The sequence below is a fragment of the Stenotrophomonas sp. SbOxS2 genome, from assembly GCF_013416715.1.
Classification (GTDB): Bacteria; Pseudomonadota; Gammaproteobacteria; order Xanthomonadales; family Xanthomonadaceae; genus Stenotrophomonas; species Stenotrophomonas lactitubi.
Map to the genome: position 1 here is coordinate 183,001 of NZ_JAAVXD010000003.1, position 22,705 is coordinate 205,705.

Sequence of the window (22,705 nt, forward strand, 5' to 3'; positions counted from 1 at the left end):
TCCTGAGTACTTCCGCCCCCGGCATGGGGGCATGGAAGGTACGCAGCAGGCAGACCAGCGGATGCACCGCCCGACCCGGAAACGTGTGCGCTGGCTGCACGGTTCAGCGATGAGACGCCGCCGTGAGCGGCCGGCCAGCGTCCGCTCCGGGCGTCCAGCATCTACAGTCAGCCTTGTTTGAAGACCGTTCGCTGGCCGATCTTGCTGGTCTTGCGAGCGGCGGACCGGCCCAGCCCGGGAATCAGGAAATCAGCGGGGCTGCGGCCATGCTTGGTCTTCTCGGCAAGCCAGCGCGGCATCCGGCCGCGGCCCGACCACGTGTTGCGCTTGTTGTCCGGATCGCGGTACTTGGCGGCTACCTTGCCGGGCTTGCGCCGTGCGGCAGGTTTTCTCGCCGGCGCCGTGGCCTCGGCGGGCGCGGTGCCGATCAGTTCCTCGATCGTGTAACCGCATTGCGCAGCGAAGGCGATCAGCTTGCGGCGGACGACGGCCACGGGGCGGCGGCTGGCGACCAGCGCCCTCCGCTGCTCGGCAGCAGTCACAAGGGCGTTCAGTTCGCGCAGGCTCAGGTGTTCAACGTCGATAGTCATGCAGCGGAGAGTCAGGACATCCCGGTTGCCTGTCAAGCAGCGCATGCCACGATCCACCAAGCTGGATAGGCTCCCCCGGGCCCCGGGAACGATCGCTTGACGGGCCAACGCGCGTGCCATGAAGATCTACCCCTTCAATCCGGCCGTCAGGGATCGTCCATGTCTGGCTTCATCGGTGATCTGTTGGAAGGGATAGCCAGCTTCGTCTCCGATGTATGGCTGCTGCGTCGGCAGCGCGCCAGCAGGGGCCGGGCGCAAAACACCTGGAAAGAAGACGCCGCGGACATCGCGCTGTTTGATATCAGGGTGATCGGGCTGTCGATCCTCGCGCTTGCTGCCGCCACGCTGATGTTCTTCGTGCTCGGGCTGCCGCTCTGGATGAGTCTGGCGCCCGTCGCCGCAGGCGCCGTCTATTTCGGCTACCGATGGATCGCGCTTGCGCGTGCCTGACGTCGATCCGTTCGGAGCTTCGTGCACGGCGCTGGTCGATGTGCATAGCCCTAGCTGCAGAAGACCGAGCGGCACGGTGAGGAACTAGGGGCCTGTGGATACGGGCCGGGTTCCCAAGCGAAAACGGAAACACTGCCGTCACTTTCAGGACTCCAGCCAGTAAGTGGGAGAGACGGATCAGTCTCTTCCCTGACGCGAATACGCTGGATATGCCGATGGGCAGCCTGCGCCTGCAGGGCGATGCTGCGGCATGCGCCTCCCACTGCCTTCTGCCCTCGGTGAACCATTGCAGGCTGCCTTCCGCCTGCTGCTGCCCCTGCGCTGCCTGGTCTGCAGCGAGCGCGGCCATGACACCCTCGATCTCTGCCCCGCCTGCCTCGCCGAGCTGCCGTGGGCCGGTCGCGCCTGCCTTCGCTGCGCGCTGCCGCTACCGGATGAAGCCCTGCCCATCTGCGGAACCTGCCGCGATGAGCCGCCAGCGCAGACCGCGACCCATGCCAGCCTGCTGTATCTGCCGCCGGTCGATCAACTGCTGGTCCGCTACAAATTCCATCAGGACCTGGCTGCCGGACGTCTGCTTGCGCAGTTGATGCTGCGCAACCCGCCGCCGTGGTCGTGCGCTGCTGGTACCCGTGCCACTGCACCGCAAGCGACTGCGTCAGCGTGGCTACGACCAGGCCGCCGAGCTGTGTCGCCTGCTGCAGTTGCCGACGTGGCGCGGGTTGTATCGTCGTCGCTACACCGCCCCGCAGTCCCAACGCAGCGCCGAGCAGCGCCGCGACAACCTGTTCGACGCCTTCGATGTGCGCGGCGCTGTCCCAGTGCGGCTGACCATCGTCGACGATGTGATGACCACCGGCAGCACCGTGCTGGAGATTGCAGAGACGCTGCGTTTGGTGGGCGCAGGGGAGGTGCGTGCATGGGTCTGCGCGCGCGTGCCGTGATCGCTCCTTTCATCGACAGGGGCTAGGATGATCACGAACCCGGATCGAAGGAGTGGTCATGAATTCCCCCTTGTCTCCCCTGTTGTCGGCCGTTGGACGCAGCTGGTGGATCCTGCTGCTGTACGGTCTGGTCGCGCTGGGCTTCGGCATCATCGCGATCGGCTGGCCGATGTCGGCGGCCATCGCGCTGGCGTGGACGCTGGGCGTGATGGCCATCGTCGAGGGTGTCATCAGCCTGCTGGCGCTGGTCACGGGTAGCAGCGGCGCCTCGCGCGGCTGGCTGCTGCTCTACGTCGTCGCCTCGCTGGGCTTCGGCATCCTGGCCGTGATCAATCCGCTCGCCACTGCCAGCGTGCTGGTGCTGTTCCTGGCGGCATGGCTGCTGGTGGCGGGTATCTACCGCATCGTCTTCGCCCTACGCGTACGCAAGCAGATCCAGGGGGAGTGGCTGCTGATCCTCAGCGGTGTGCTGGCCATCGTGCTGGGCCTGCTGTTTGCAGCCAACCCGTATGCCGGCGTGGCGGTAACCACGTTGTGGATCGGCATCGGCAGCCTGCTGTACGGCGTGCTGCAGGTGCTGGTGGCGTTCAAGCTGAGGAAGCTGCGTTGATGCGGGGCTGGAGCAGATGGGCGCTGCTCGGCAACGGCCTCGCGGTGTTGCTGCTGGTAGGCTGCAACCGGGTGCCTCCTGCGGAGACACGGCATCCGCCGCGGCAGGGTGTGCAGGTACAGATGCGTGTGGTCGATCCCGATGGCCGCGCCACCCTGCAGTGGCAAGGGCGCAGCATCGCAGTGAAAGAGCCGCCGATGCTCACCAGTGCCGATATCCTCGACGTGCGAGCGGAGCTGGACGCCGCCCACCAGCCCGTGCTCGAACTGACGTTCCGCAAGGAGTCCGCCGGCCGGTTGCTGCACGCGACCGAGGCCCTGGTGGGCAAGCAGGTCGCCCTTACCGTCGATGACCACGTGCTGTCCGTGGCCACCATAGCGGGCCCTTTTGGCGAGTCCATGCAGGTGGCTGGTACGGACATGAGCGTGGCCGAAGTGCACGACATGGCGCGCTACATCGTCCACGGTGGCCCTGCGCCGTCACAGCAGCGCTGAATCAGCGCTGCTTTCCTGCAAACCCGGCTTCGATCTCTTCCAGCGAGCGTCCCTTGGTTTCCGGCAGCCACAACGCGGCCACCAGGAAGAACACGAACGTGCAGCCCGCCCAGAACAGGAACATGCTGGCGTAGCCGTAGTGCCCCACCGTGGGCAGGAAGATCGCGGCGATGGTGGTGGACACGAACTGGTTGATCAGCAGTGCGATGCTCATGCCGTTGGAGCGGATGCGGTTGGGCATCAGCTCGGACAGCGCCAGCCATACGCACACACCGGGGCCGACGGCGAAGAACGCCACGAACACCAGGATGCAGGCGGCGACGGCCCAGCCATGCGCGGGCGGCGGGACCGGGCCGATGCGTGCCTGCTCGATGCGCAGCGGTGCCTGCGCGGCACTGGCGGGGTCGGCGAACGGATTCAGGTGCAACGTGCGGAAGAACGCGCCGATGACGCTGTCCGGCTGCACGGTGCCGGCGCGTTCGATGCGCAGCTCGCGGTCGGTCAGGTTGTCGCTGCGCAGGGCGCGTACGTTGGTGAAGTCGCCGTAGGCGTAGGACACGGTCAGCTGCAGCGGCCGGCCCTCGCGGTCGACGCCACCGGCAAGACGCTGCCACTGCGCGTCGTCGAGTACCAGTTGCAGGCCGTCGCCACTTACCGCGGCCTGCAGCTGCGGCTGTACGTCGGCGCGGCCTCGTTCGGCCTGGAAGAACAGCGTTGCTGCGGCCAGCAAGGCAACGCAGATGCCACCGCTACCCAGCATCAGCAGGAACTTGCGGCCCTTGCGGTCGACCAGCAGCAGCGCGACCACGGTCATCACCGCGTTGAGCAGCTTGATCGCCACGTCGGCGCCGTTGGCGACCGAGCCGGACAGGCCTGCCTGGTTGAGGATGTTCACCGCATAGGCCAGCACCGAGTTGATGCCGGTGGCCTGGGTGCAGGCCAGCACCACGCAGGCCAACACGAACGGCACCACGTAGCGACGGCTGAGCAGCGGGTCGCGCTTGCCGCTGCTGCTGCTCGACTCCGGCGCCTGGATCTGCGCCAGCGTGGGCTCGACGTCGGCAGCGGGCAGCACGCGTTGCAGGCTGCGGCGGGCATCAGCGATACGGCCACGGCGCACCAGCCAGCGCGGCGATTCGGACAGCCAGAAGATGCCGGCGCAGAACAGCAGGCCTGGTGCCAGGCAGGTCCAGAAGATGGTGCGCCAGGCGTGGTCCTTCACCGTGAACAGTTCCTGCGCCTGCTGTGCGACCGGCAGCGAGCGCACCGCTTCCGCGGCGGCGTCCACGGCATGCGCGTGGTACAGCCCAATCAACGCGGCCAGCACCAGGCCGACGGTCAGCAGCAGCTGGAACATCGCCGCGCCGCGACCGCGCCGCTCGGGGCTGAGCACTTCAGCCAGGTACAGGGGAATGACCACGCCGATCAGGCCACCGCTGACACCCTGCAGCAAGCGCCCCAGCAGCAGCGGGGTGTAGCCCGACGCCAGCGCCATGATCGGAATGCTGGCGGTGAACAGGATGCCGGCCAGCAGCATCGCACCGCGACGGCCGATGAGGTCGGCGATCATGCCGGCGAACAACGAGGACAGTACGCTGCCCAGCAGCACCGCAGCGACGACGAAACCGAGCTGCTGGCTGCTGAGCTGCCAGGCGTGACTGGCGGTGGCTTCAAGATAGGGCAGGGCGCCGGCGATGATGCCGATGTCGATGCCGTACAGCAGGCCACCGAGGCCGCCGATGAAGAGCAGATAGCGTACGGGCCAGCGCGGGGCGGTGGAAGCGGGTACGGCAGGTGCAGTGGCTGCGGTCATCGGCGTATTCCTGGAATAACGGGGATGGTGCGTGGCTGATGCAATGCGCTTGCGCGCTTCATGTAGAGCCGAGCCATGCTCGGCTTGCCCCGCGAAGCGCGGCGCGGACGTCGTCGATGTCGGTGCGAAAAGCAGCCGAGCATGGCTCGGCTCTACAGACGTGCGTCGCCTAGTGCAGGTCGATCACGCGGCCACCGACCACCACCTGCTGCAGACGCAGTTCCGCATCCAGTACCACCAGGTCGGCGCGGGCGTCGGGCGCAATGCGGCCGCGATCGCTCAAGCCCAGGTAATCGGCGGGGAAGGTGGACACGCGCTGCGACGCTTCAGCCAGATCCAATCCCACCTGCACCAGATTGCGCAGCGCCTGGTCCATGGTCAGCGCACTGCCGGCCAGCGAGCCGGTGGCCAGGCGCACGCAGCCGCCGCACTTGTGCACGCGCTGCTCGCCCAGCGCGTACTCGCCATCGGGCATGCCAGTGGCGGCGGTCGCGTCGGTCACCGCGTACAGGCGTGGAATCGCGCGTGCGGCCAGACGGATCACGCCGGGGTGGATGTGCTGCAGGTCGGGAATGATCTCGGCGTACTGCGCGTGCGCCAGGGCAGCCGCGGCGATGCCAGGCCGGTAGTGGTCGACGCCGGTCATGCCGTTGAACAGATGGGTGAAGCCGGAAGCACCGGCCTGCAAAGCGGCCACGCCTTCCTCGTAGGTGCCGGCGCTATGGCCGAGCTGCACGCGGATGCCGAGTGCGGACAGCGCGGGAATCAGTGCGGTGTGCTCGCCGATCTCAGGCGCCAGCGTCATCACCCGGATCGGTGCCAGTGCGTGCAGCTGCTGCACCAGCGCCATCGTCGCCTCGATCGTGCGGTTGGGCTGCGCGCCCAGCCGCTGCGGGCTGATGAAGGGGCCTTCCAGGTGCACGCCGGCGATGCAGGCCGCGTCGGCATCGGGCGCGGCCATCGTTGCCGCAACGCCCTGCAGCGCGTATTCGATCTCGTCCAGGCCGGCGGTCATGGTGGTCGCCAGCAGGGTGGTGGTGCCGAAGCGCGCATGGGTGCGGGCGATGGTGCGGGCCACGTCGCCGCCCTGCATCAGGTCCACGCCGGCCGCGCCATGCACGTGCAGGTCGATGAAACCGGGCAGGATCACCGGCAGTTGCGGGTCATCGCCGCCGCTGTGGTCGTCCACCTGCAGTTGGCGCACGTGCGAATCGAACTGGACCTGGCCGCGACGCCAGCCCAACGGGGTGAGGATGCGGCCGTGCAGGGAGCGGGTGTCGGTCATGCGGGTGGCTCGGCGATGATCACTTCGATGCCCAGCCGCTGCAGCCCTTCGCGGGTTGCCTCGTCGATGCCGGCGTCGGTGATGATGGCGTGGATCTGATCGAGGCGGGCGATGCGGTGCAGGCTGACGCGGCCGAACTTGGAGGCGTCGGTGAGCACCACGATGCGCCGCGCGCGTTCGACCATGCGGTGGTTGAGGCGGGCTTCGGCTTCGTCGTGGGTGGTCAGGCCGAACTGCAGGTCCAGGCCATCCACACCCAGGAACAGCGTGTCGAAACTGTAGGAGTTGAGGCTGGCTTCGGCCTGGCTGCCCTGCAGCGACAGCGATTGCTGGCGCAGCAGGCCACCGGTCAGCAGCACGGTGATGCCGGCGGCGTTGGCCAGTTCCCAGGCGATGTTCAGGCCATTGGTCATCACCGTCACATCGCGATGTTCGCGCAGGTGGCGGGCCAACGTCATCGTGGTGGAGCCGGAGTCGATGATGATGTTGTCACCGGCCTGTACCAGGCGCGCAGCCGCGGTGCCGATGGAATCCTTCAGCGGCAGGTTCAACGCATCCTTTTCATGGATGTCCTGTTCCTGCGGCGGCGTTCGCACCAGGGTGGCACCACCGTGGGTACGCGTGGCCAGCCCCTGCGCTTCGAAGTGGGTCAGATCGGCACGGATGGTCACCGCCGACACGCCGAAGCGCTCGACCAGATCGGCCACCTGCACCGAGCCGTGCTCGATCAGCAGCTGCAGGATCTGTTGCCGGCGGGAGCGGGTGTTGCGCATGGCCATTCTCGGTTTCGCAGGGAAAGGTAGAGATTAGCCGTTCGCAAGTGCGGCGGCAGCCGGACTTGCGTTTTGCTTGCGGGATCCGGCCTGGTTGGCGCTGCAGGCGCGGGCGTATTCGCCCAGGCACAGGCCGATGCGATGCTGCACCAGGGCGGTAGGCGTATTGGCCAGGGTGCCCTCGCGCACGGCGCGGTACTGCTCCGGCAGATACTGGCTGAGCAGCACCAGCGGCGGTGCGTGCTGTTCCAGGTTGGCGAACAGGGTCTGCACGGCCTGCAGCAGCGCCGGCTCGCCCCAGTAGTAGCGGCAGCGGTCGCTGAAGGAATAGCTGCGCAGCAGGCGCAGGGTCGCTTCGTCGCCCTGGTAGTAGGACTGCCAGGACTTCGGCTGGGCCACCATCACTCGGTCCAGCACCTGCGGCAGGCGCGAGCACTGTGCGGCCGGCAGCAGCTCGGCTTCGATGGCAGCCAGCGCGAACAGCGCTTCGCGGTAGGCGAAGGTGGCCGCGGGGCCGACCTTGAGGATAGCGAAATGGTCGCGCACCAGGGCATGCAGGCCACTTTCGCGCTGGTAGTCGGTGGAATGCGCTTCGAACACGATGCGCGGCTGCTGTTCGAGGAAGTCGGCCAGCTCGCTGGCGGCGGCAGCGTCGTACTCGTGCACGCTGCTGTGATCGAAGTCCACGCCCGGCTGCACCACCATTGCCAGCACACGCTGCCACGCATCACGCAGCTGCGGGGTATCGAAGGCCTGCTGGTGGATGGCCAGGGTCTGTGCGGCGGCGGCCGGCGTGGTCACCTGCAGGCCACCGGCCAGCGAGGCTTCGCCACCGGGAATCGGCACTTCGGTGCCGATCACATAGACCGGCGGCGGCAGGCCGTGTTCGGCGGCGGTGCGTTCGGCGATTTCAGCCAGTTCGGCCGAACGTGCAGCGACGATGGCATCGGGCAGCGGCACCGGGTCATCGGCGCAGGACATGCTGCAGTCCAGGTGGATCTTGTGGAAACCGGCGGCGACATAGGCCTCGATCAGCACGCGCGCATGGGTCATCGCTTCCGCAGCCGGGCGTTTCTGCCAGGCATTCGGGCCGAGGTGGTCGCCGCCGAGGATCAGGCGCTCGCGCGGGAAGCCTTCTTCATCGGCCAAGGTGCCGACGTAGTCGCGGTACTGCGGCGGGGTCATGCCGGTGTAGCCGCCGAACTGGTCGACCTGGTTGGAGGTGGCTTCGATCAGCAGCACGGTATCGTGCGCCAACGCCACGTGCATGGCCGCACGCAGCACCTGTTCATTGCTGCAGCAGACGCTGTACAGGCCGACGTTGGCACCGGCGCGGTGGGAGGCAAGCAGGGTCTGCAACGGGGACATGGTCAAGCTCCGGTCAATCAGGAAAACGAGGGTTGGCAGGCCAGCAGGGCGGCACCGCGTGCGCCACCGGCATCACCGAAGCGCGGTGGCACGATGGGCGGCACCTGCACGCCGTTGAACAGATGCGCGGCGATGGCCGCAGGCAGCAGCTGGTACAGCGGTGCGTACTGGGAAAGGCCGCCACCGAGCACGATCACGTGCGGGTCCAGTGCCAGCACCAGTGCGGCGAGGCTGTGGCCGAGCAGGTCGCGGTGGATGTCGAGCGCCTGTCGTGCACGCGCGTCGCCGGCTTCGGCCAGGGCGATCACCACGCTGGCATCGGCAGCGCTGCCACCGAGGTGGCGCTCGATCATCGCCAGGCCACTACCGGACACGTAGCGTTCCACACAGCCTTGCAGGCCACAGGCGCAATCGATCAACGGCAGGCCATGGCGCTGCAGCAGGTGCCCTGGCACGCTCCAGTGGCCCCATTCGCCGGCCAGGCCGTTGAAGCCGGACAGCAGGCGTCCCTGCAGGCAGAAGCCGCCACCGGCACCGGTGCCGAGGATGGCGCCGAACATGCTGGGGTAGCCATCGGCGGCGCCGCCATGCGCTTCAGAGAGCGCGAAACACTGCAGGTCGTTGCCGAAATGCAGCGGGCGCTGCAGGCGTGCCTGCAGATCGCTCGCCACGCATTGGCCGGTCAGCGCAGGAACATTCGCGCTGAGCTGACGACCGCTGCGACGATCCCGCACGCCGGGCAGGGCGATGCCGATGGCCGCATCGCTGCGACCCAGCGCGGCATCGGCCTCAGCGACCAGTGTCACCACCGCCTGCAGGAAACCGTCGTAGTCACCCTGCGGGGTGGCCACGCGGCGCCGCCAGGTGACCTGCATCGCCGCATCGCACACCACCAGCTCGATCTTGGTGCCGCCGATGTCGATGCCGTAGCAGGCGTTGGCGATCAGCTCAGCCATGGTGGATGGTGACACCCTTGACCACGCGGTTGACGGTGCCGTCCGGGAACGGGTTGTCCGGGGTCAGGCCCAGTGCGGCCGACCGCTGCAGCGCGTACAGCTGCGCAAAGCCCAGCCACACCGGCGCAAGCCACGGGTCATCCAGGGCAGGCACGCTGAGGGTGTAGTCATCGTCGGCGCCGATATCCGAATGCGGGCCGATCGACAATACCTGGCCGGCCACGCCATCGCGGCGCAGTTCTTCCAGCAGATCCTGTTCATAGCGGCGCGCCAGCGGCTGGCCGCTGCGCAACACGACCACCAGGGTGGTGCCGTCCAGCGTGGATTTCGGGCCGTGGCGGAAGCCGAGCGGGGTGTTGGCCAGCGCCAGCACGCGGCCGGCGGTCAGCTCCAGCACCTTCAGCGCAGCTTCGCGAGCGAGTGCTTCCAGCGGGCCGCTGCCAAGGTAGATGACCCGGTTGAACGGGCGCTGCGCCAGCGCGGCCACCGGTGCGTCCCACTGCGCCAGGCCTTCGCGGGCGAGACCAGCAATCTGCTTCAGGCGCGCGATGCGCGCATCCCACGGCGAACGGTCGAACACGGTCAGCGCGGCCAGCAGCATGCAGGTCAGGCTGCTGGTCATGGCGAAGGCGCGGTCGCAGCTGGCCGACGGCATCAGCAGGGTGCAGGTGTCGGCACGGCCGGCGCCGCGACGGGCCAGTTCGCCATCGGCATTGCAGGTGATGTCGAGGAAGCGCGCGTCATCCACGTCGCTGCGCACGCGGTCGACGGCGGCGACGCTTTCGGGGCTGGAGCCGCTGCGGCCGAACGACACCAGCAGGGTCGGACGGTCGCGCTGCAGGTACAGCGCCGGATGGGTGAGCAGGCTGGTGGTGTGCACCACGCGCACCTCGGCAGGCCATTGCGCGTTGATGGCATCGGCCACCATTTCGGCGATGAAGCCGGAACTGCCGGCGCCGGTGAACAGCACGCGCTGGTTCGGGTCATTGAGGCTGTCGCCGAGGAAGGCCTGCAGGCGGTCGCGGGCACGCGACAGATCCTGTGCAAGGGCTTCCCACAGCGCCGGCTGCTGGGCGATTTCGGTAGCGGTATCGGCTCCGCCGCGGCGCTGCCAGGCGGACACATCAGAAAGCAGGGTGACGTCCATTCGGAGGTTCCAGTTGGGCCAGCGCACCATCTTCGTTTTCTTTCGAAATGTCAAATACCGAAAGTAAAAAGAAAGATATTGCCGTGCCGACTTTCCCGACGCGGCGTGCCGCCGGAAACGAAAGAAACCGCCCAATGCCGTATCGCACAATGCTTAACAGGGGGTTGCAAGCGCTTACACAAAGTATTGCAACGCAGCAACTTTCGTTTCATATAAATATATCTTCCTTTTTCCTTTCAATTTGTTGACATCTTTCGAATCGCTGCCCTAGAGTCGGCCCAACCGCTTTCGAAACGCCCGGTGAACGGGTTGGGAGTCCGTGTGGAAATCTGCGTTCGTCGCTCGCCGCTGCTGCTGGCCCTGTTGCCGGCATTGCTGTCGGCGTCCCTGTCGGCCCAGGCCGCACCGGTCGGCAACCTGCGCTCGGTCAGCGCCAGTGCCAGCACCGACGGTGTAAGTGGCTGGGACCTGCAGACCGACAACGGCACGCGCATCCGCATCGAACTGCCGGCCGCCGACATCATCCGCGTGCAGGCCGGCCGCAACGGCACGCTGACCGGCGCCGGCGACAAGGCCGCACCGATCGTACTGCCGCAGCCCAAGGCCAACGTGCAGGCGCAACTGGAAGAAGACGCGCAGGAAATCCGCGTGCGTACCGACGCACTGGTACTGCATGTACAGCGGCAGCCGCTGCGCCTGCGCCTGGAACGCCTGGACAACGGCCAGCCCACCGCGCTGTGGCAGGAACTGCAGCCGCTGGACCTGGATGCCACGCAGAGCGTGCAGGTGCTGTCCTCGCAGGCCGATGAAGGCTATTACGGTGGTGGCCAGCAGAACGGCCGCTACCAGTTCAAGGGCCGTGAGCTGGAAGTCTCGTACTCGGGCGGCTGGGAAGAGGGCGATCGCCCGAGCCCGGCGCCGATGCTGCTGAGCAGCCGCGGCTGGGGCATGCTGCGCAACACATGGAGCGACGGCAGCTACGACCTGCGCCAGAGCGACCAGGCCACCCTGCTGCATCGCGAAGACCGCTTTGATGCCTACTACTTCGTTGGCGCCGATCTGCCGAAGCTGATCGAGCGCTACACCCAGCTGACCGGCCGCCCGAACATGGTCGCGCGCTGGGCGCTGTCCTACGGCGATGCCGATTGCTACAACGACGGCGACAACAGCAAGAAGCCCGGTACCGTGCCCGAAGGCTGGAGCGACGGCCCGACCGGCACCACCCCCGACGTGATCAACAGCGTGGCCAAGCAGTACCGCGCCAACGACATGCCCGGCGGCTGGATCCTGCCCAACGATGGCTACGGCTGCGGCTACAAGCAGCTGCCGGAAACGGTGAAGGGGCTTGCAGGCTACGGCTTCCGCACCGGCCTGTGGACCGAGAACGGCGTCGACAAGATCGCCTGGGAAGTGGGCAAGGCCGGCAGCCGCGTGCAGAAGCTGGACGTGGCCTGGACCGGCAAGGGCTACCAGTTCGCGATGGATGCCAACCGCCAGGCATTCAACGGCATCCTCGACAATTCCGATTCGCGCCCGTTCCTGTGGACGGTGATGGGCTGGGCCGGCATCCAGCGCTATGCCGTGGCCTGGACCGGCGACCAGAGCAGCAGCTGGGACTACATCCGCTGGCACGTGCCGACCCTGGTCGGGTCGGGCCTGTCCGGCATGGCCTACGCCAGCGGCGATGTGGACGCGATCTTCGGCGGCAGCGCCGAGACCTTCACCCGCGACCTGCAGTGGAAGGCGTTCACTCCTGTGCTGATGGGCATGAGCGGCTGGTCATCGAATGCGCGCAAGCACCCGTGGTGGTACGACGAGCCCTACCGCAGCATCAACCGCGATTACCTGAAGTTGAAGATGCGCCTGACCCCGTACATGTACGGGCTGGTGCATGAGGCCGCGCAGACCGGTGCACCGCCGGTGCGCGGCCTGATGTGGGACAACCCGCGCGATCCACATGCGCAGGATGAAACCTACAAGTACCAGTTCCTGCTCGGCCGCGACCTGCTGGTGGCGCCGGTGTACCGCAGCCAGGCCGCCAGCCGTGGCTGGCGCCGCGACATCCACCTGCCGGCCGGCGGCTGGATCGACTACTGGGATGGCCGCCGCGTGCAGGCCACCGCCGATGGCCGCCAGCTTGACCGCCAGGTGGACCTGGCCACGCTGCCGGTGTTCGTGCGTGCCGGTGCGATCCTGCCGATGTACCCGTCGATGCTGTTCGACGGCGAAAAACCCCTCGATGAAGTGACCTTCGATCTGTACCCGCAGGGCGATTCGCAGTACACGCTGTACGAAGACGATGGCAACACGCGCCGCTATCAGCAGGGTGAGTCGAGCACGCAGAAGATCACCGTGCAGGCGCCTGCCCAGGGCAGTGGCCCGGTGCAGGTGCAGATCGATCCGGTGCAGGGCCAGTACAACGGCCAGCTGGCGCAGCGCCGCTATGGCCTGCGCGTGCTCAGCCGGCAGGCGCCGCGTGCGGTGCAGGCTGCCGGCCGCATGCTGCCTGCGCTGGCCGACGCGACCGCGTTCAACAGCGCCAACGAGGGCTGGTACTTCGACGCCAAGGAGCGTCGCGGCACCCTGCACGTACGCACCGCTGCGCAGGACATCCGCCAGCCGCTGCAGCTGCAGCTGGACTTCGCCGTCGCCGCAGCGGCCGCCGACGATGCCTACCCGGCCGCACCGGTGCTGGGCCGCGAACTGCCGGCCGACAGCCTGCTGGTGGTCAACCGCCCGGCCGAAGAACCCGGCCATGCGCTGGAAAACGCCTTCGATGATGATCCGGCCACGTGGTTCCGCAGCGTGCGCAACCAGGCCGTGCGCACCGGTGCCCATGAGTGGGTGATCGGCTTCGGCGAACGCAGGATGATCGATGGCATCGACATCGCACCGCGCAACGACAAGAACTGGAAGCACGGCCAGGTGCGCGACTACGAGGTGTACCTGGGTGACAGCAATGGCGAGTGGGGAGAGCCCATCGCCCGCGGCCACCTGCAGCTGAAGGAAGGCGTGCAGCGCATCGACTTCCCGGCCCACGCTGGTCGCCTGCTGCGCTTCCGCGTGCTGAGCGTGCAGAACCCCGAAGGTGATGGCGCCAGCAGTACCGATCCGATGGTGACTGCTGCGCAGGGCAGTGCGCGTGCCTTCGATGCGCTGCAACCGCGTGACGTCGGCCCGATTGCCCTGTCCACCTTCCACATCCTCGAACACCAGGAACCGGAGCGACCGGCCCGGCAGCGCTATCTCTCCGAGCTGCCGGTGCCGGCCGCGCTGGCCAGCCAGGTGCGCGCCGACAAGGCGTTCACGGGTGACGCCGGCATGCGCATGAACGGCCTGCAGTTCCGCCGTGGCCTCGGCGTAGCCGCCAGCAGCCGCATCGACCTGCGCCTGCAGGGTGATTGGCGCCTGCTGCGCGCCGACCTCGGCATCGACGACGCCTGTCGGACTGCCGGCGGCCTGCAGTTCCAGGTCTGGGGTGACAACCATCTGCTGTACGACAGCGGCCTGGTGAAGGCGCCCGGCGTGGTCAAGCCTGAGCTGGATATCCGTGGCCTTTCCACCCTGAGCCTGCGCACGCTGGGTGCGCAGGGCAGCCAACCCGCCCAGGTCTGTGCCAACTGGGCCAACGCCGTGCTGATCGGCCAGGAGGGCGACTCCGCCAGCATCGTCGCCCCATGACCGCCACGTAACACCGCTCCTCCCCCGCCCATTCCGACTACGGCTTCACCACGACTGTGGGGGCCGTGGCCCGGGAGCGTTTTGCCCGCCGATCCACCATTCGCGCCGCACCCCTGCCAGGAGAGAACCCCGATGTTGCCCGCCCGCCACCACCGCCCCCCCTGTCGTTCGATCGCACCGCTGTCGCTGGCCATTGCCGGCGTGCTGCTGTCGGTCACCGTTCCTGCCTTCGCCCAGGAGAGCAAGGACAAGGCCACCGACCTGGCCCGCATCGAGGTCACCGGTTCCAACATCCGCCGCACCGACGTTGAAACCGCCTCGCCGGTGCAGGTGATCAGCAAGCAGGACATCCAGAACATGGGTGCGCGCACGCTGCTGCAGGTGCTCGACAACCTGCCGGCCGCACGGCCAGCGCAGCAGGATTCGCGCTCGCTGTTCACCGGCTCGGACGGCGCATCGCAGGCCAACCTGCGCGGCCTCGGCGCACAAGGCACGCTGGTGCTGTTGAATGGCCGTCGCCTGTCGTACTACGGCGCGCCGGCGGGCTTCCAGACCCAGTTCGTCAACATCGACGCGATTCCCGCCGCCGCCATCGAACGCATGGAAGTGCTGACCGACGGCGCCTCGGCCGTGTACGGCACTGACGCAGTGGCCGGCGTGATCAACGTGATCACCAAGCGCAACTTCCAGGGCGCGGAAATCAGCTTCACCAACGACACCTCCTCGCGCATCGATTCCTACGGCGAGCGCCAGGCCAGCATCACCGCCGGCTTCGGTGACCTCACCGAGAACCGCTTCAACATCTACGGCGCGGTGAACATGTACCGCCGCGACGCGATTCCGCTGGCCGACTTCTATGACAAGCGCCCGGACCAGTACTACGTCAACAACCCCAACTACCTGAACAACCTGCGCCTGGGCGTGGGCAGCAAGCCGGGTGAGTTCAACCCGGGCAGCTATTTCGCGTTCGATCCGGTGACCGGCCGCCGCGTGCAGGAAGCCGCACCGGGCTGCAAGAACGTGCTGACCAGTGAAGCGGCCGGCCCGCGTTGCGTCTGGGAAACCTGGATGAACAACGAGATCGACGCCGGCGCCAAATCCGAGCGCAACACCGCCTACCTCAACGGCACCTTCCTGGTGGGCGACAGCACCGAGATCTTCGCCGAGGCCACCTATACCGATATCGACCTGCGTGCCAACGGCGGTACGCCGCGCAGCTACGGCACCACCACCGGCAACCCGACCAGCTGGTTCTCGCGCGATACCGGCAACAACGTCAACCAGTTCCTGTATCCGTTCCTGGGCCCGAACAACGAGTACAACCACGCCAGCCCCGAGCTGAAGGCCATGATGGGTGGCGTGGTCGGCCTGCAGTACCTGCTGCAGGACGCGGGCGCCAACTACTTCGGCCAGCGCAACACCGACAAGAGCTACCGCGTGCTGACCGGCGCGCGTGGCAACGTCGGTGACTGGAACTGGGAAACCGCGTTCGCTACCGCTGGCACGCACTCGACCACTTACCAGACGATCAACGTCAACGTGAAGGGCTTCGAGAAGGCCTTCGGCCCGTACAGCATCGACCCGGGCACGGGCCGGGTGATCATTTCCGATCATCCGGCGTACAAGTTCGGTGAGATCAGCGAGGCCAACGGCGCACTGATCCGCGAAGCGTTCCCGACCTTCGACATCCAGTCGTGGACGCGCCTGCATACCCTGGACGGCAAGATCGAAGGCCCGCTGTTCAAGCTGCCGGCCGGTGACATGCGCGCCGCGTTCGGCTTCAACGCCAGCCGCGAAACCTTCTACACCCCCGGCAACGCCGACGCCGCCGCCGGCCTGATCACCCAGCAGGGTGGCTCGTGGTTCGATGGCGCGCGCAACACCTATGCACTGTTCGCCGAAACGGTGGCGCCGATCACCGAGAAGCTGGAACTGGATGCCGCGGTGCGCGTGGACAAGTATCCGAACTTCAGCGCCAACGTCGCGCCGAAGATCGGCTTCAAGTACCAGGCGTTCGACCAGCTGATGCTGCGTGGTACCTATTCCACCGGCTTCCGCGCCCCCAGCCTGGCCGAGTCCGGCAACGGCGGCGTGTACGCGCAGCTGGGCGGCTACCGCGATGAACTGCGCTGCGCCGAGACCAACGCCATCGCCAACCTGCTGCTGAAATCGCAGCGCGGCGGTGATGTCGACCTGGGCAAGAGCCTGCTCAACGTGGACTGCAGCCGCACCGTGGCACGCATGACCCAGCCGAACCAGAACCTGAAGCCGGAGAAGGCGAAGATCGCCACGCTGGGCTTCGTCTACGAGCCGGCCAGCTGGCTGTCGGTGTCGGCCGATTACTGGTTCATCTACCGCGACAACGAAATCGTGGCCCCGGACTACCGCCGCGCTGAAGACATCATCTCGTCGTCGCGCTCGCCGATCACCGACAGCGACCGCGCCAACCTGGCGCAGCTGGCGGCGATGTGCGCCGACCCGGCCAGCGGCGTCAGCTGCCCGGGAACGCTGCCGGGCTACTCGGCCGGCAACGTGGCCAGCGTGGTGGGCCAGTATAAGAACCGCGGCAAGACCCTGATCGATGGCTTCGACATCGACGCGCGCAGCCGTTTCTCGCTGGGTGAATGGGGCGGGCTGAACATCGGCCTGGCCGCGACCATCGCCAACCGCAACCGCTTCTACATGGACGAACAGAACGGCTGGTTCTACGGCGACGTGGTGGGCTACTACAACAACCCACGCCTGCGCGCGACGCTGAATGCCGACTGGACCTACAAGCAGGTCACCACCAGCATGTTCGTCAACTACGTGGGCGGCACCAAGTGGGCCACCGACCAGATCGACGAAGTGAGCAACAACAAGGAAACCTGTACCGGCGGCTACCTGGCACTGCAGAAGAGCAAGTGCGATGGTGCACCGTCGTGGTGGACGGCCAACATGAGCGTCACCTGGCGCCCGGATGATGCGTGGAACCTGAGCTTCACCGTCAAGAACCTGTTCAACCGCCTGCCGTTCTACGATCCGAACAGCTTCCTGGGTGACTCCAGTGACTACGCCACCATCTTCGGTCGTGGTTACAGTGTGACCATCGGCTACCGGTTCAAGTAATTCCGTTTGCGTGACCAGGCGCGCTGGCCAAGGCTGGCGCGCCTTCAAGAGGAGAGTGTTTGCCATGAAGCGTAGGGAATTCATCGCGGCCAGCGCCGCAGTCGCCGCCAGCAGCCTGCTGCCGCAGACCCCGGCATGGGCACGTGGCCGCAAGGTACGCCTGGCCGTGATCGGCACCGGCATGCGTGGCCTGGTGCTGCTGAAGGAGCTGGTGCGCCGCGACGATGTGGAAGTCGTTGCCCTGTGCGATATCGAGCCGATCATGCTCGGTCGCGCGGTGGAGATGGTCAGCAAGGCGGGCAAGCCTGCGCCGAAGACCTACGGCCAGGATCGTGACATCAATGCCTGGAAGCGCCTGCTGGAGCAGAAGGGCGTCGACGGCGTGATCATCGCTACGCCCTGGGAATACCACGCACCGATGGCGATTGCCGCGATGCAGGCCGGCGTGGCCGTAGGCTGTGAAGTGGTGGCCGGCATCACCCTGCAGGACCACTGGGATGTGCTGAAGACCCAGCTGTCCACCGGCACCCCGTACATGCTGCTGGAAAACGTCTGCTACCGCCGCGACGTGATGGCCGCGCTGCAGATGGTACGGCAGGGCCTGTTCGGCGAACTGGTACACCTGCAGGCCGGTTACCAGCACGACCTGCGGGGGGTGAAGTTCAACTCCGGCGACCCGAACCAGCCCTACGACAGCGGCGTGGAATTCGGCCCCAAGGGCTGGAGCGAAGCACGCTGGCGCACCGAGCATTCGGTGGAGCGCAATGGCGAGCTGTACCCCAGCCACGGCATCGGCCCGTGCGCGATGTACACCGGCATCAACCGCGGCAACCGCTTCACCCACATCAACGCGTTCGCCACCAAGGCACGCGGCCTGCACGACTACACCGTGGCCAAGAGTGGTGGCACCACCCACCCGAGCACCAAGGTCAAGTTCAAGCTCGGCGACATCGTCACCACCACGCTGGCCTGCGAGAACGGCGAGACCATCCTGCTGCAGCACGACACTTCGCTGCCGCGCCCGTATTCGATGGGCTTCCGCGTGCAGGGCACCAAGGGCCTGTGGATGGACGTGAACCATTCGATCCACATCGAAGGCCGCAGCCCGCCGCACCAGTGGGAAGAGTTCAAGACGTACCAGGACCAGTACGAGCATCCGCTGTGGAAGCAGAATGCTGACACTGCTGCGAGTGCAGGGCATGGTGGCATGGACTGGTTCGTCATCCATGCGTTCGTGGAAGCGCTGAAGGCCAAGGCACCGATGCCGATCGATATTTACGACGCGGTGACGTGGAGTGCGATTACCCCGTTGAGCGAGCAGTCGATTGCCAACAGTTTCCAGACGCTGGAGTTCCCGGACTTCACGGCGGGGCTGTGGCAGAAGCGCAAGCCGATTTTTGCGTTTGACGGAAAGTATTGAGGTTTACAACCTTCCACGCTGCGACGGAGACGCCGGGTATTGCCCGGCGTTTTTGTATACGCCTATCGCGTAGCTTTGATCTGCGCCAACCGTGCGCCGGACGCTCTCGCATGCGGTACGCGGAACATGGCTCCGGGTTGGACGAGCTCGGCTTGCTGCATCATTTTTGGCCACCATTCCAGCAGCCGCGCTGCGCGATCATAGTGACTGAGCGTGCCCCACCCCTTGGCAAGTACAAAGACCGTCAAACCGAGGCGTGCGATGGCGTCACGTTCAACAGGTTTGCGCTGATGATGATCCTGAGTGACGTGAACGCGGATGTCGCGTTGGATGGCTGCCTCGAACAATTCCAGATCAGTGGTACCTGGTTTCACGAATTCCCTTACGTGAAGCACCTCATGATCATAACCGCGTGCAATGGCATCGATCGCCCGGGCAAGAGCAGGCGGCAGATTCTCGTCGATCTGCGCCTTCAAGATACCGCCCGACCCTCGAACTGCAGCGCTTTCCTCACTGCAGCCAGAGGCAGGTCAAACAATCGGGCGACCTGCCGCGCGTCGCCGCCTTCGGCTTGCAAGGCTTCGACGATGGCGATCGTAGGAACACCCGATTCGGAGAGAATGGGTTGACCGAAGCTTCGCTTTGGATCGAATACCACTGCCCGTGAACCTTTCATGGGGAACCATCGTTCGGCGCGATCATCGATTCCCAGTTCGATTCCATCGCGCAGAGATGGCGCGATGACTTTGCGCATGACGTCCTGACGTTTCACAACGTCAACCAAGGCAGCGTCTCCGCTTTCGTCCAGAAGCTCCATGAAGATCCGCCGGCCATCGGTCTTGAAGCTCGTACTGGTGAAGGGATAGTCCTTGCCCAGCCGCTCGTGAAGTTCCGCGATGGTCCGTCGGATCAGGTTGAGTGGTACGCCACATGCAACAAACGTGCGTATGAAGCGGAGTTCGATGAGGTCGCGGAAGCCGATCCCATCAATTTCCGATCCAGCCCACTGCGACGACCAGAGGGGCGGATGTTCCTGGACATTGCCGTGACGTCGGCTTTCGTATCCCTTGATCCAGCGCCTGAGCTCGGATGGTTTGCCGCCAATGAAGCGCGCGGCATCGGCGTACGAATAGAGGCCGAGACCGAGGCTGTCTGGAGCTGGCAGGGCGATTCCCATTCGGGTGAGTCTACCCAATGTAGGAGAAACAACGAGTGCGGAACTTCATCCTGTGCCATGGATGTCTCAGGCAATGAGACAGAAAGCACGCTTCGGCGTCCGCTGGCAATCTACAGCCAGTTCAAACCCGTCATGGAGTTAAGGATGGCGCGCCCGGAGGGATTCGAACCCCCGACCAATGGCTTCGGAAGCCACTACTCTATCCGGCTGAGCTACGAGCGCGTGGTGGAACCGCCACGCCGTCGGCCAGGGCCGGGGCGGGCATCGCAACGCAATGAGGCGGTGCGGGATGGGCATTCTATCCAGTTTCGCCGCACAAATCTCCCCCCGCCGGCAAAGTCGGTCAGAAGGCACAGGAGTATCCTAGTGCCATGGCTGATACCCCCCTTTCCGCGCCGCATCCGGCGCCGACGCCGCGCTGGCGTCATTACTGGAGTCTGATGCGCGCCGATCGCCCGATCGGCACGCTGCTGCTGCTGTGGCCCACCTGGTGGGCGTTGTGGCTGGCTGCGGGCGGCCTGCCGCCGCTGTGGACCCTGTTCGTGTTCACCGTCGGCGTCTGGCTGACCCGCTCGGCCGGCTGCGTCATCAACGACTATGCCGACCGCTGGCTCGACCCGCATGTGGAGCGCACCAAGGCGCGGCCGCTTGCGACCGGTGCGATCAGCGGCCGGGCAGCGCTGGCGCTGTTCGCGGTGCTGATGCTGGTGGCCTTCGGCCTGGTGCTGACCCTGAACGGCCTGACCATCGCCCTCAGCTTCATCGGCGTGTTTCTGGCCGCCAGCTATCCCTACCTGAAGCGCTACACCCACCTGCCGCAGGTCTACCTGGGCATGTCGTTCGGCTGGGGCATCCCGATGGCCTTTGCCGCCGTGCAGGGCGAAGTGCCGATGCTGGGCTGGCTGCTGTATGCCGGCAACATCCTGTGGTCTACGGCCTACGACACCTGGTACGCCATGGTCGACCGCGAGGATGACCTGAAGATGGGTTCGCACTCCACTGCGATCCTGTTCGGCGATCTGGACCTGGTCATCCAGGGCGTGCTGTACGCGTTGTTCCTGGCCACGATGGCGCTGGTCGGCGTGCGCGGTGGGCTGGGCGGGTACTACCTGGCCGGCGTTGCGGTGGCGACGCTGCTGGTGGTGTACGAGTTCTGGATCTGCCGCAACCGCGAGCGCGGGCCGTGCTTCAAGGCCTTCCTGCACAACAACTGGGTGGGTGCCGCGCTGTTTGCCGGTATCGCCGTGGATCTGGCGCTGCATTGAGACGCGCAGCCGAGCGTGGGCTCGGCTCTACAGCTGACAGTGCTTCTGTAGCGCCCGAGCCCATGCTCGGGCGGCGGCGCACAGCGCCGGGCCTCCCGCCACCTACGACCAATAGGTGGCTGACAGCCCGCACCCCACCGCCCAGAATCAGGCCATCGAACCTGGGAGGGTAGGCAATGGCATCGACCGCGGCAGTACAGGACGGCTGGATGGCGCGCGCAGCGCTGCGCTCGGCCGCCTGGGCGGAAAAGTGGTTCCCCGATGCGTACGTGTTCGCAGTGCTCGGCGTGGTCATCGTCGCCGTGGCCGCGATCAGCTTTGGTGCCACCCCGCAGGCCACCGCCAGCGCCTTCGGCGACGGCTTCTGGAGCCTGATTCCCTTCACCATGCAGATGGCCTTCGTGGTCATCGGTGGCTATGCCTTGGCCACTGCGCCGGTGGTCGCGCGCTTCATCGACTTCCTCGCCCGCGTGCCACGCACCGGTCGTGGTGCAGTGGTGTACGTCGGCCTGGTCAGCATGCTGGCCTCGCTGCTCAGCTGGGGCTTCTCACTGGTGTTCGGTGGTCTGCTGGTGCGTGCACTGGCCCGCCGCACCGAGCTGCGCATGGACTACCGTGCTGCCGGTGCCTCGGCCTATCTGGGGCTGGGCGCGGTGTGGGCGATGGGCTTGAGTTCGTCGGCTGCACAGCTGCAGGCCAATCCGGCCAGCATGCCGCCAGGGCTGGTGGAGATCACCGGCGTACTGCCGTTCACCGAAACCATCTTCCTGTGGCAGTCGATTGTGCTGACCGCCGTGCTGATTCTGGTCTCGTTGCTGATCGCCTGGCTGACCGCACCTGCCGCTGGCAGTGCTCGCACCGCCGAAGATTTCCCCGGCGCCGCCCAGGCCGAACCGGAACCGCTGCAGCGCCGCACGCGGCCCGGTGAATGGCTGGAATACAGCCCGTTGTTGACCGTGCTGCTTTCGCTGCTGGCCTTCGGCTGGCTGTTCAACGAGTTCGCCAACAAGCCGTTGGTGACCGCGATCGCCAACCTCAACACCTACAACTTCATGTTCATCTCGCTGGGCCTGCTGCTGCACTGGCGCCCGCGCAGCTTCCTCAATGCGGTGGCCAAGGCCGTACCCAGCACAACCGGTGTGCTGATCCAGTTCCCGCTGTACGGTGGCATCGCGATGATCCTCACCCACGCCGCCGGTGGTGATGGTGAGACGCTGGCGCATCGGCTGTCGAGCCTGTTCGTGCACGTGGCCAGCACCGATACGTTCGCGCTGGTGATGGGCGTGTACTCGGCAGTGCTGGGCTTCTTCGTGCCGTCCGGTGGCGGCAAGTGGATCATCGAAGCACCGTACGTGATGCAGGCCGCGAACGAACTGAAGGCGCACCTGGGCTGGGCGGTGCAGGTCTACAACGCGGCCGAAGCGCTGCCGAACCTGATCAATCCGTTCTGGATGCTGCCGCTGCTGGGCGTGCTCGGCCTGAAGGCCCGCGACATCGTCGGCTTCACCTTCATCCAGTTGCTGGTGCACATCCCGCTGGTGCTGGGCCTGCTGTGGCTGCTGGGGATGACGCTGGTCTATGTGCCGCCGGTGATGCCGTAGCGCAAAGACGGGGTCATGTGGGG

The 22,705-nt window shown here is 66.3% G+C and carries 17 protein-coding genes, 1 tRNA gene and 1 pseudogene; 9 read left to right on the forward strand and 10 right to left on the reverse strand.

The features are described 5' to 3' along the window. Nucleotides 1–167: 167 nt before the first annotated feature. Nucleotides 168–635, reverse strand: a complete 468-nt coding sequence (locus tag HFK18_RS06010; protein WP_257216081.1) for an H-NS histone family protein — start codon at nt 633–635, stop codon at nt 168–170. Nucleotides 636–749: 114 nt separating this feature from the next. On the opposite strand from HFK18_RS06010, the gene HFK18_RS06015 reads away from it, so the two are divergent. The 4 genes and pseudogenes from HFK18_RS06015 to HFK18_RS06030 all read left to right on the forward strand — a co-directional run bounded on the left by HFK18_RS06015 (nt 750) and on the right by HFK18_RS06030 (nt 3,088). Beyond that, complete coding sequence (locus HFK18_RS06015) at nt 750–1,040, forward strand: hypothetical protein (protein WP_180165085.1); 291 nt, start codon at nt 750–752, stop codon at nt 1,038–1,040. 250 nt (nt 1,041–1,290) lie between these two features. Beyond that, nucleotides 1,291–1,984 (forward strand): annotated as a pseudogene (locus HFK18_RS06020) (ComF family protein). 58 nt (nt 1,985–2,042) lie between these two features. Continuing rightward, on the forward strand, nt 2,043–2,594 hold the full coding sequence (locus HFK18_RS06025) for an HdeD family acid-resistance protein (RefSeq protein ID WP_180165087.1): 552 nt from the start codon (nt 2,043–2,045) through the stop codon (nt 2,592–2,594). Further along, nucleotides 2,594–3,088: a hypothetical protein gene (locus tag HFK18_RS06030; RefSeq protein WP_180165089.1), complete on the forward strand. Its 495-nt coding sequence runs from the start codon at nt 2,594–2,596 to the stop codon at nt 3,086–3,088. The genes HFK18_RS06025 and HFK18_RS06030 overlap by 1 nt, the downstream gene beginning before the upstream one ends. Nucleotide 3,089: 1 nt before the next feature. Here HFK18_RS06030 and HFK18_RS06035 read toward each other — a convergent pair whose 3' ends face one another. The 6 genes from HFK18_RS06035 to HFK18_RS06060 all read right to left on the reverse strand — a co-directional run bounded on the left by HFK18_RS06035 (nt 3,090) and on the right by HFK18_RS06060 (nt 10,430). Then, a complete protein-coding gene (locus HFK18_RS06035) occupies nt 3,090–4,901 on the reverse strand; it encodes an MFS transporter (protein ID WP_180165091.1) in 1,812 nt (603 codons plus the stop codon). Nucleotides 4,902–5,070: 169 nt separating this feature from the next. Beyond that, nucleotides 5,071–6,186: an amidohydrolase family protein gene (locus HFK18_RS06040; protein WP_180165093.1), complete on the reverse strand. Its 1,116-nt coding sequence runs from the start codon at nt 6,184–6,186 to the stop codon at nt 5,071–5,073. After that, nucleotides 6,183–6,959, reverse strand: coding sequence for a DeoR family transcriptional regulator (locus HFK18_RS06045; protein WP_099819958.1), 777 nt, complete (start codon nt 6,957–6,959; stop codon nt 6,183–6,185). Before HFK18_RS06045 ends, HFK18_RS06040 begins: the two co-directional genes overlap by 4 nt. 33 nt (nt 6,960–6,992) lie before the next feature. Continuing rightward, complete coding sequence (locus HFK18_RS06050; protein WP_180165095.1) at nt 6,993–8,327, reverse strand: D-tagatose-bisphosphate aldolase, class II, non-catalytic subunit; 1,335 nt, start codon at nt 8,325–8,327, stop codon at nt 6,993–6,995. A 17-nt stretch (nt 8,328–8,344) separates the two neighbouring features. Then, entirely contained in the window at nt 8,345–9,283 is a 939-nt protein-coding gene (locus HFK18_RS06055) for an ROK family protein (RefSeq protein WP_180165097.1), read from the reverse strand. Next, nucleotides 9,276–10,430 carry an SIS domain-containing protein gene (locus HFK18_RS06060; protein WP_180165099.1) on the reverse strand — a complete coding sequence of 385 codons (1,155 nt, stop codon included), beginning with the start codon at nt 10,428–10,430 and terminating at the stop codon, nt 9,276–9,278. The genes HFK18_RS06055 and HFK18_RS06060 overlap by 8 nt, the downstream gene beginning before the upstream one ends. A 321-nt stretch (nt 10,431–10,751) precedes the next feature. Between HFK18_RS06060 and HFK18_RS06065 the strand changes: the two genes are divergently transcribed. From HFK18_RS06065 to HFK18_RS06075, 3 genes are all read left to right on the forward strand, one after another. Further along, nucleotides 10,752–14,111, forward strand: coding sequence for a TIM-barrel domain-containing protein (locus tag HFK18_RS06065; RefSeq protein ID WP_180165612.1), 3,360 nt, complete (start codon nt 10,752–10,754; stop codon nt 14,109–14,111). A 132-nt stretch (nt 14,112–14,243) separates the two neighbouring features. Continuing rightward, entirely contained in the window at nt 14,244–17,219 is a 2,976-nt protein-coding gene (locus HFK18_RS06070) for a TonB-dependent receptor (protein WP_180165101.1), read from the forward strand. 64 nt (nt 17,220–17,283) lie between these two features. Next, nucleotides 17,284–18,639 carry a Gfo/Idh/MocA family oxidoreductase gene (locus HFK18_RS06075; protein ID WP_180165104.1) on the forward strand — a complete coding sequence of 452 codons (1,356 nt, stop codon included), beginning with the start codon at nt 17,284–17,286 and terminating at the stop codon, nt 18,637–18,639. Between the two features lie 62 nt (nt 18,640–18,701). Here the strand turns inward: HFK18_RS06075 and HFK18_RS06080 are convergent, their stop codons facing one another. The 3 genes from HFK18_RS06080 to HFK18_RS06090 form a co-directional block, all read right to left on the reverse strand. Then, entirely contained in the window at nt 18,702–19,115 is a 414-nt protein-coding gene (locus HFK18_RS06080) for a DUF5615 family PIN-like protein (protein ID WP_180165106.1), read from the reverse strand. Further along, nucleotides 19,112–19,816, reverse strand: a complete 705-nt coding sequence (locus HFK18_RS06085) for a DUF433 domain-containing protein (RefSeq protein WP_180165108.1) — start codon at nt 19,814–19,816, stop codon at nt 19,112–19,114. Before HFK18_RS06085 ends, HFK18_RS06080 begins: the two co-directional genes overlap by 4 nt. A gap of 145 nt (nt 19,817–19,961) precedes the next feature. Beyond that, a tRNA-Arg gene (locus HFK18_RS06090) sits at nt 19,962–20,038 on the reverse strand. Nucleotides 20,039–20,187: 149 nt separating this feature from the next. On the opposite strand from HFK18_RS06090, the gene ubiA reads away from it, so the two are divergent. Together ubiA and HFK18_RS06100 are read left to right on the forward strand one after the other, a co-directional pair. Then, on the forward strand, nt 20,188–21,081 hold the full coding sequence (gene ubiA / locus HFK18_RS06095) for a 4-hydroxybenzoate octaprenyltransferase (protein WP_180165110.1): 894 nt from the start codon (nt 20,188–20,190) through the stop codon (nt 21,079–21,081). A 176-nt stretch (nt 21,082–21,257) separates the two neighbouring features. Further along, a complete protein-coding gene (locus HFK18_RS06100; RefSeq protein WP_180165112.1) occupies nt 21,258–22,682 on the forward strand; it encodes a TIGR00366 family protein in 1,425 nt (474 codons plus the stop codon). Nucleotides 22,683–22,705: the final 23 nt, after the last annotated feature.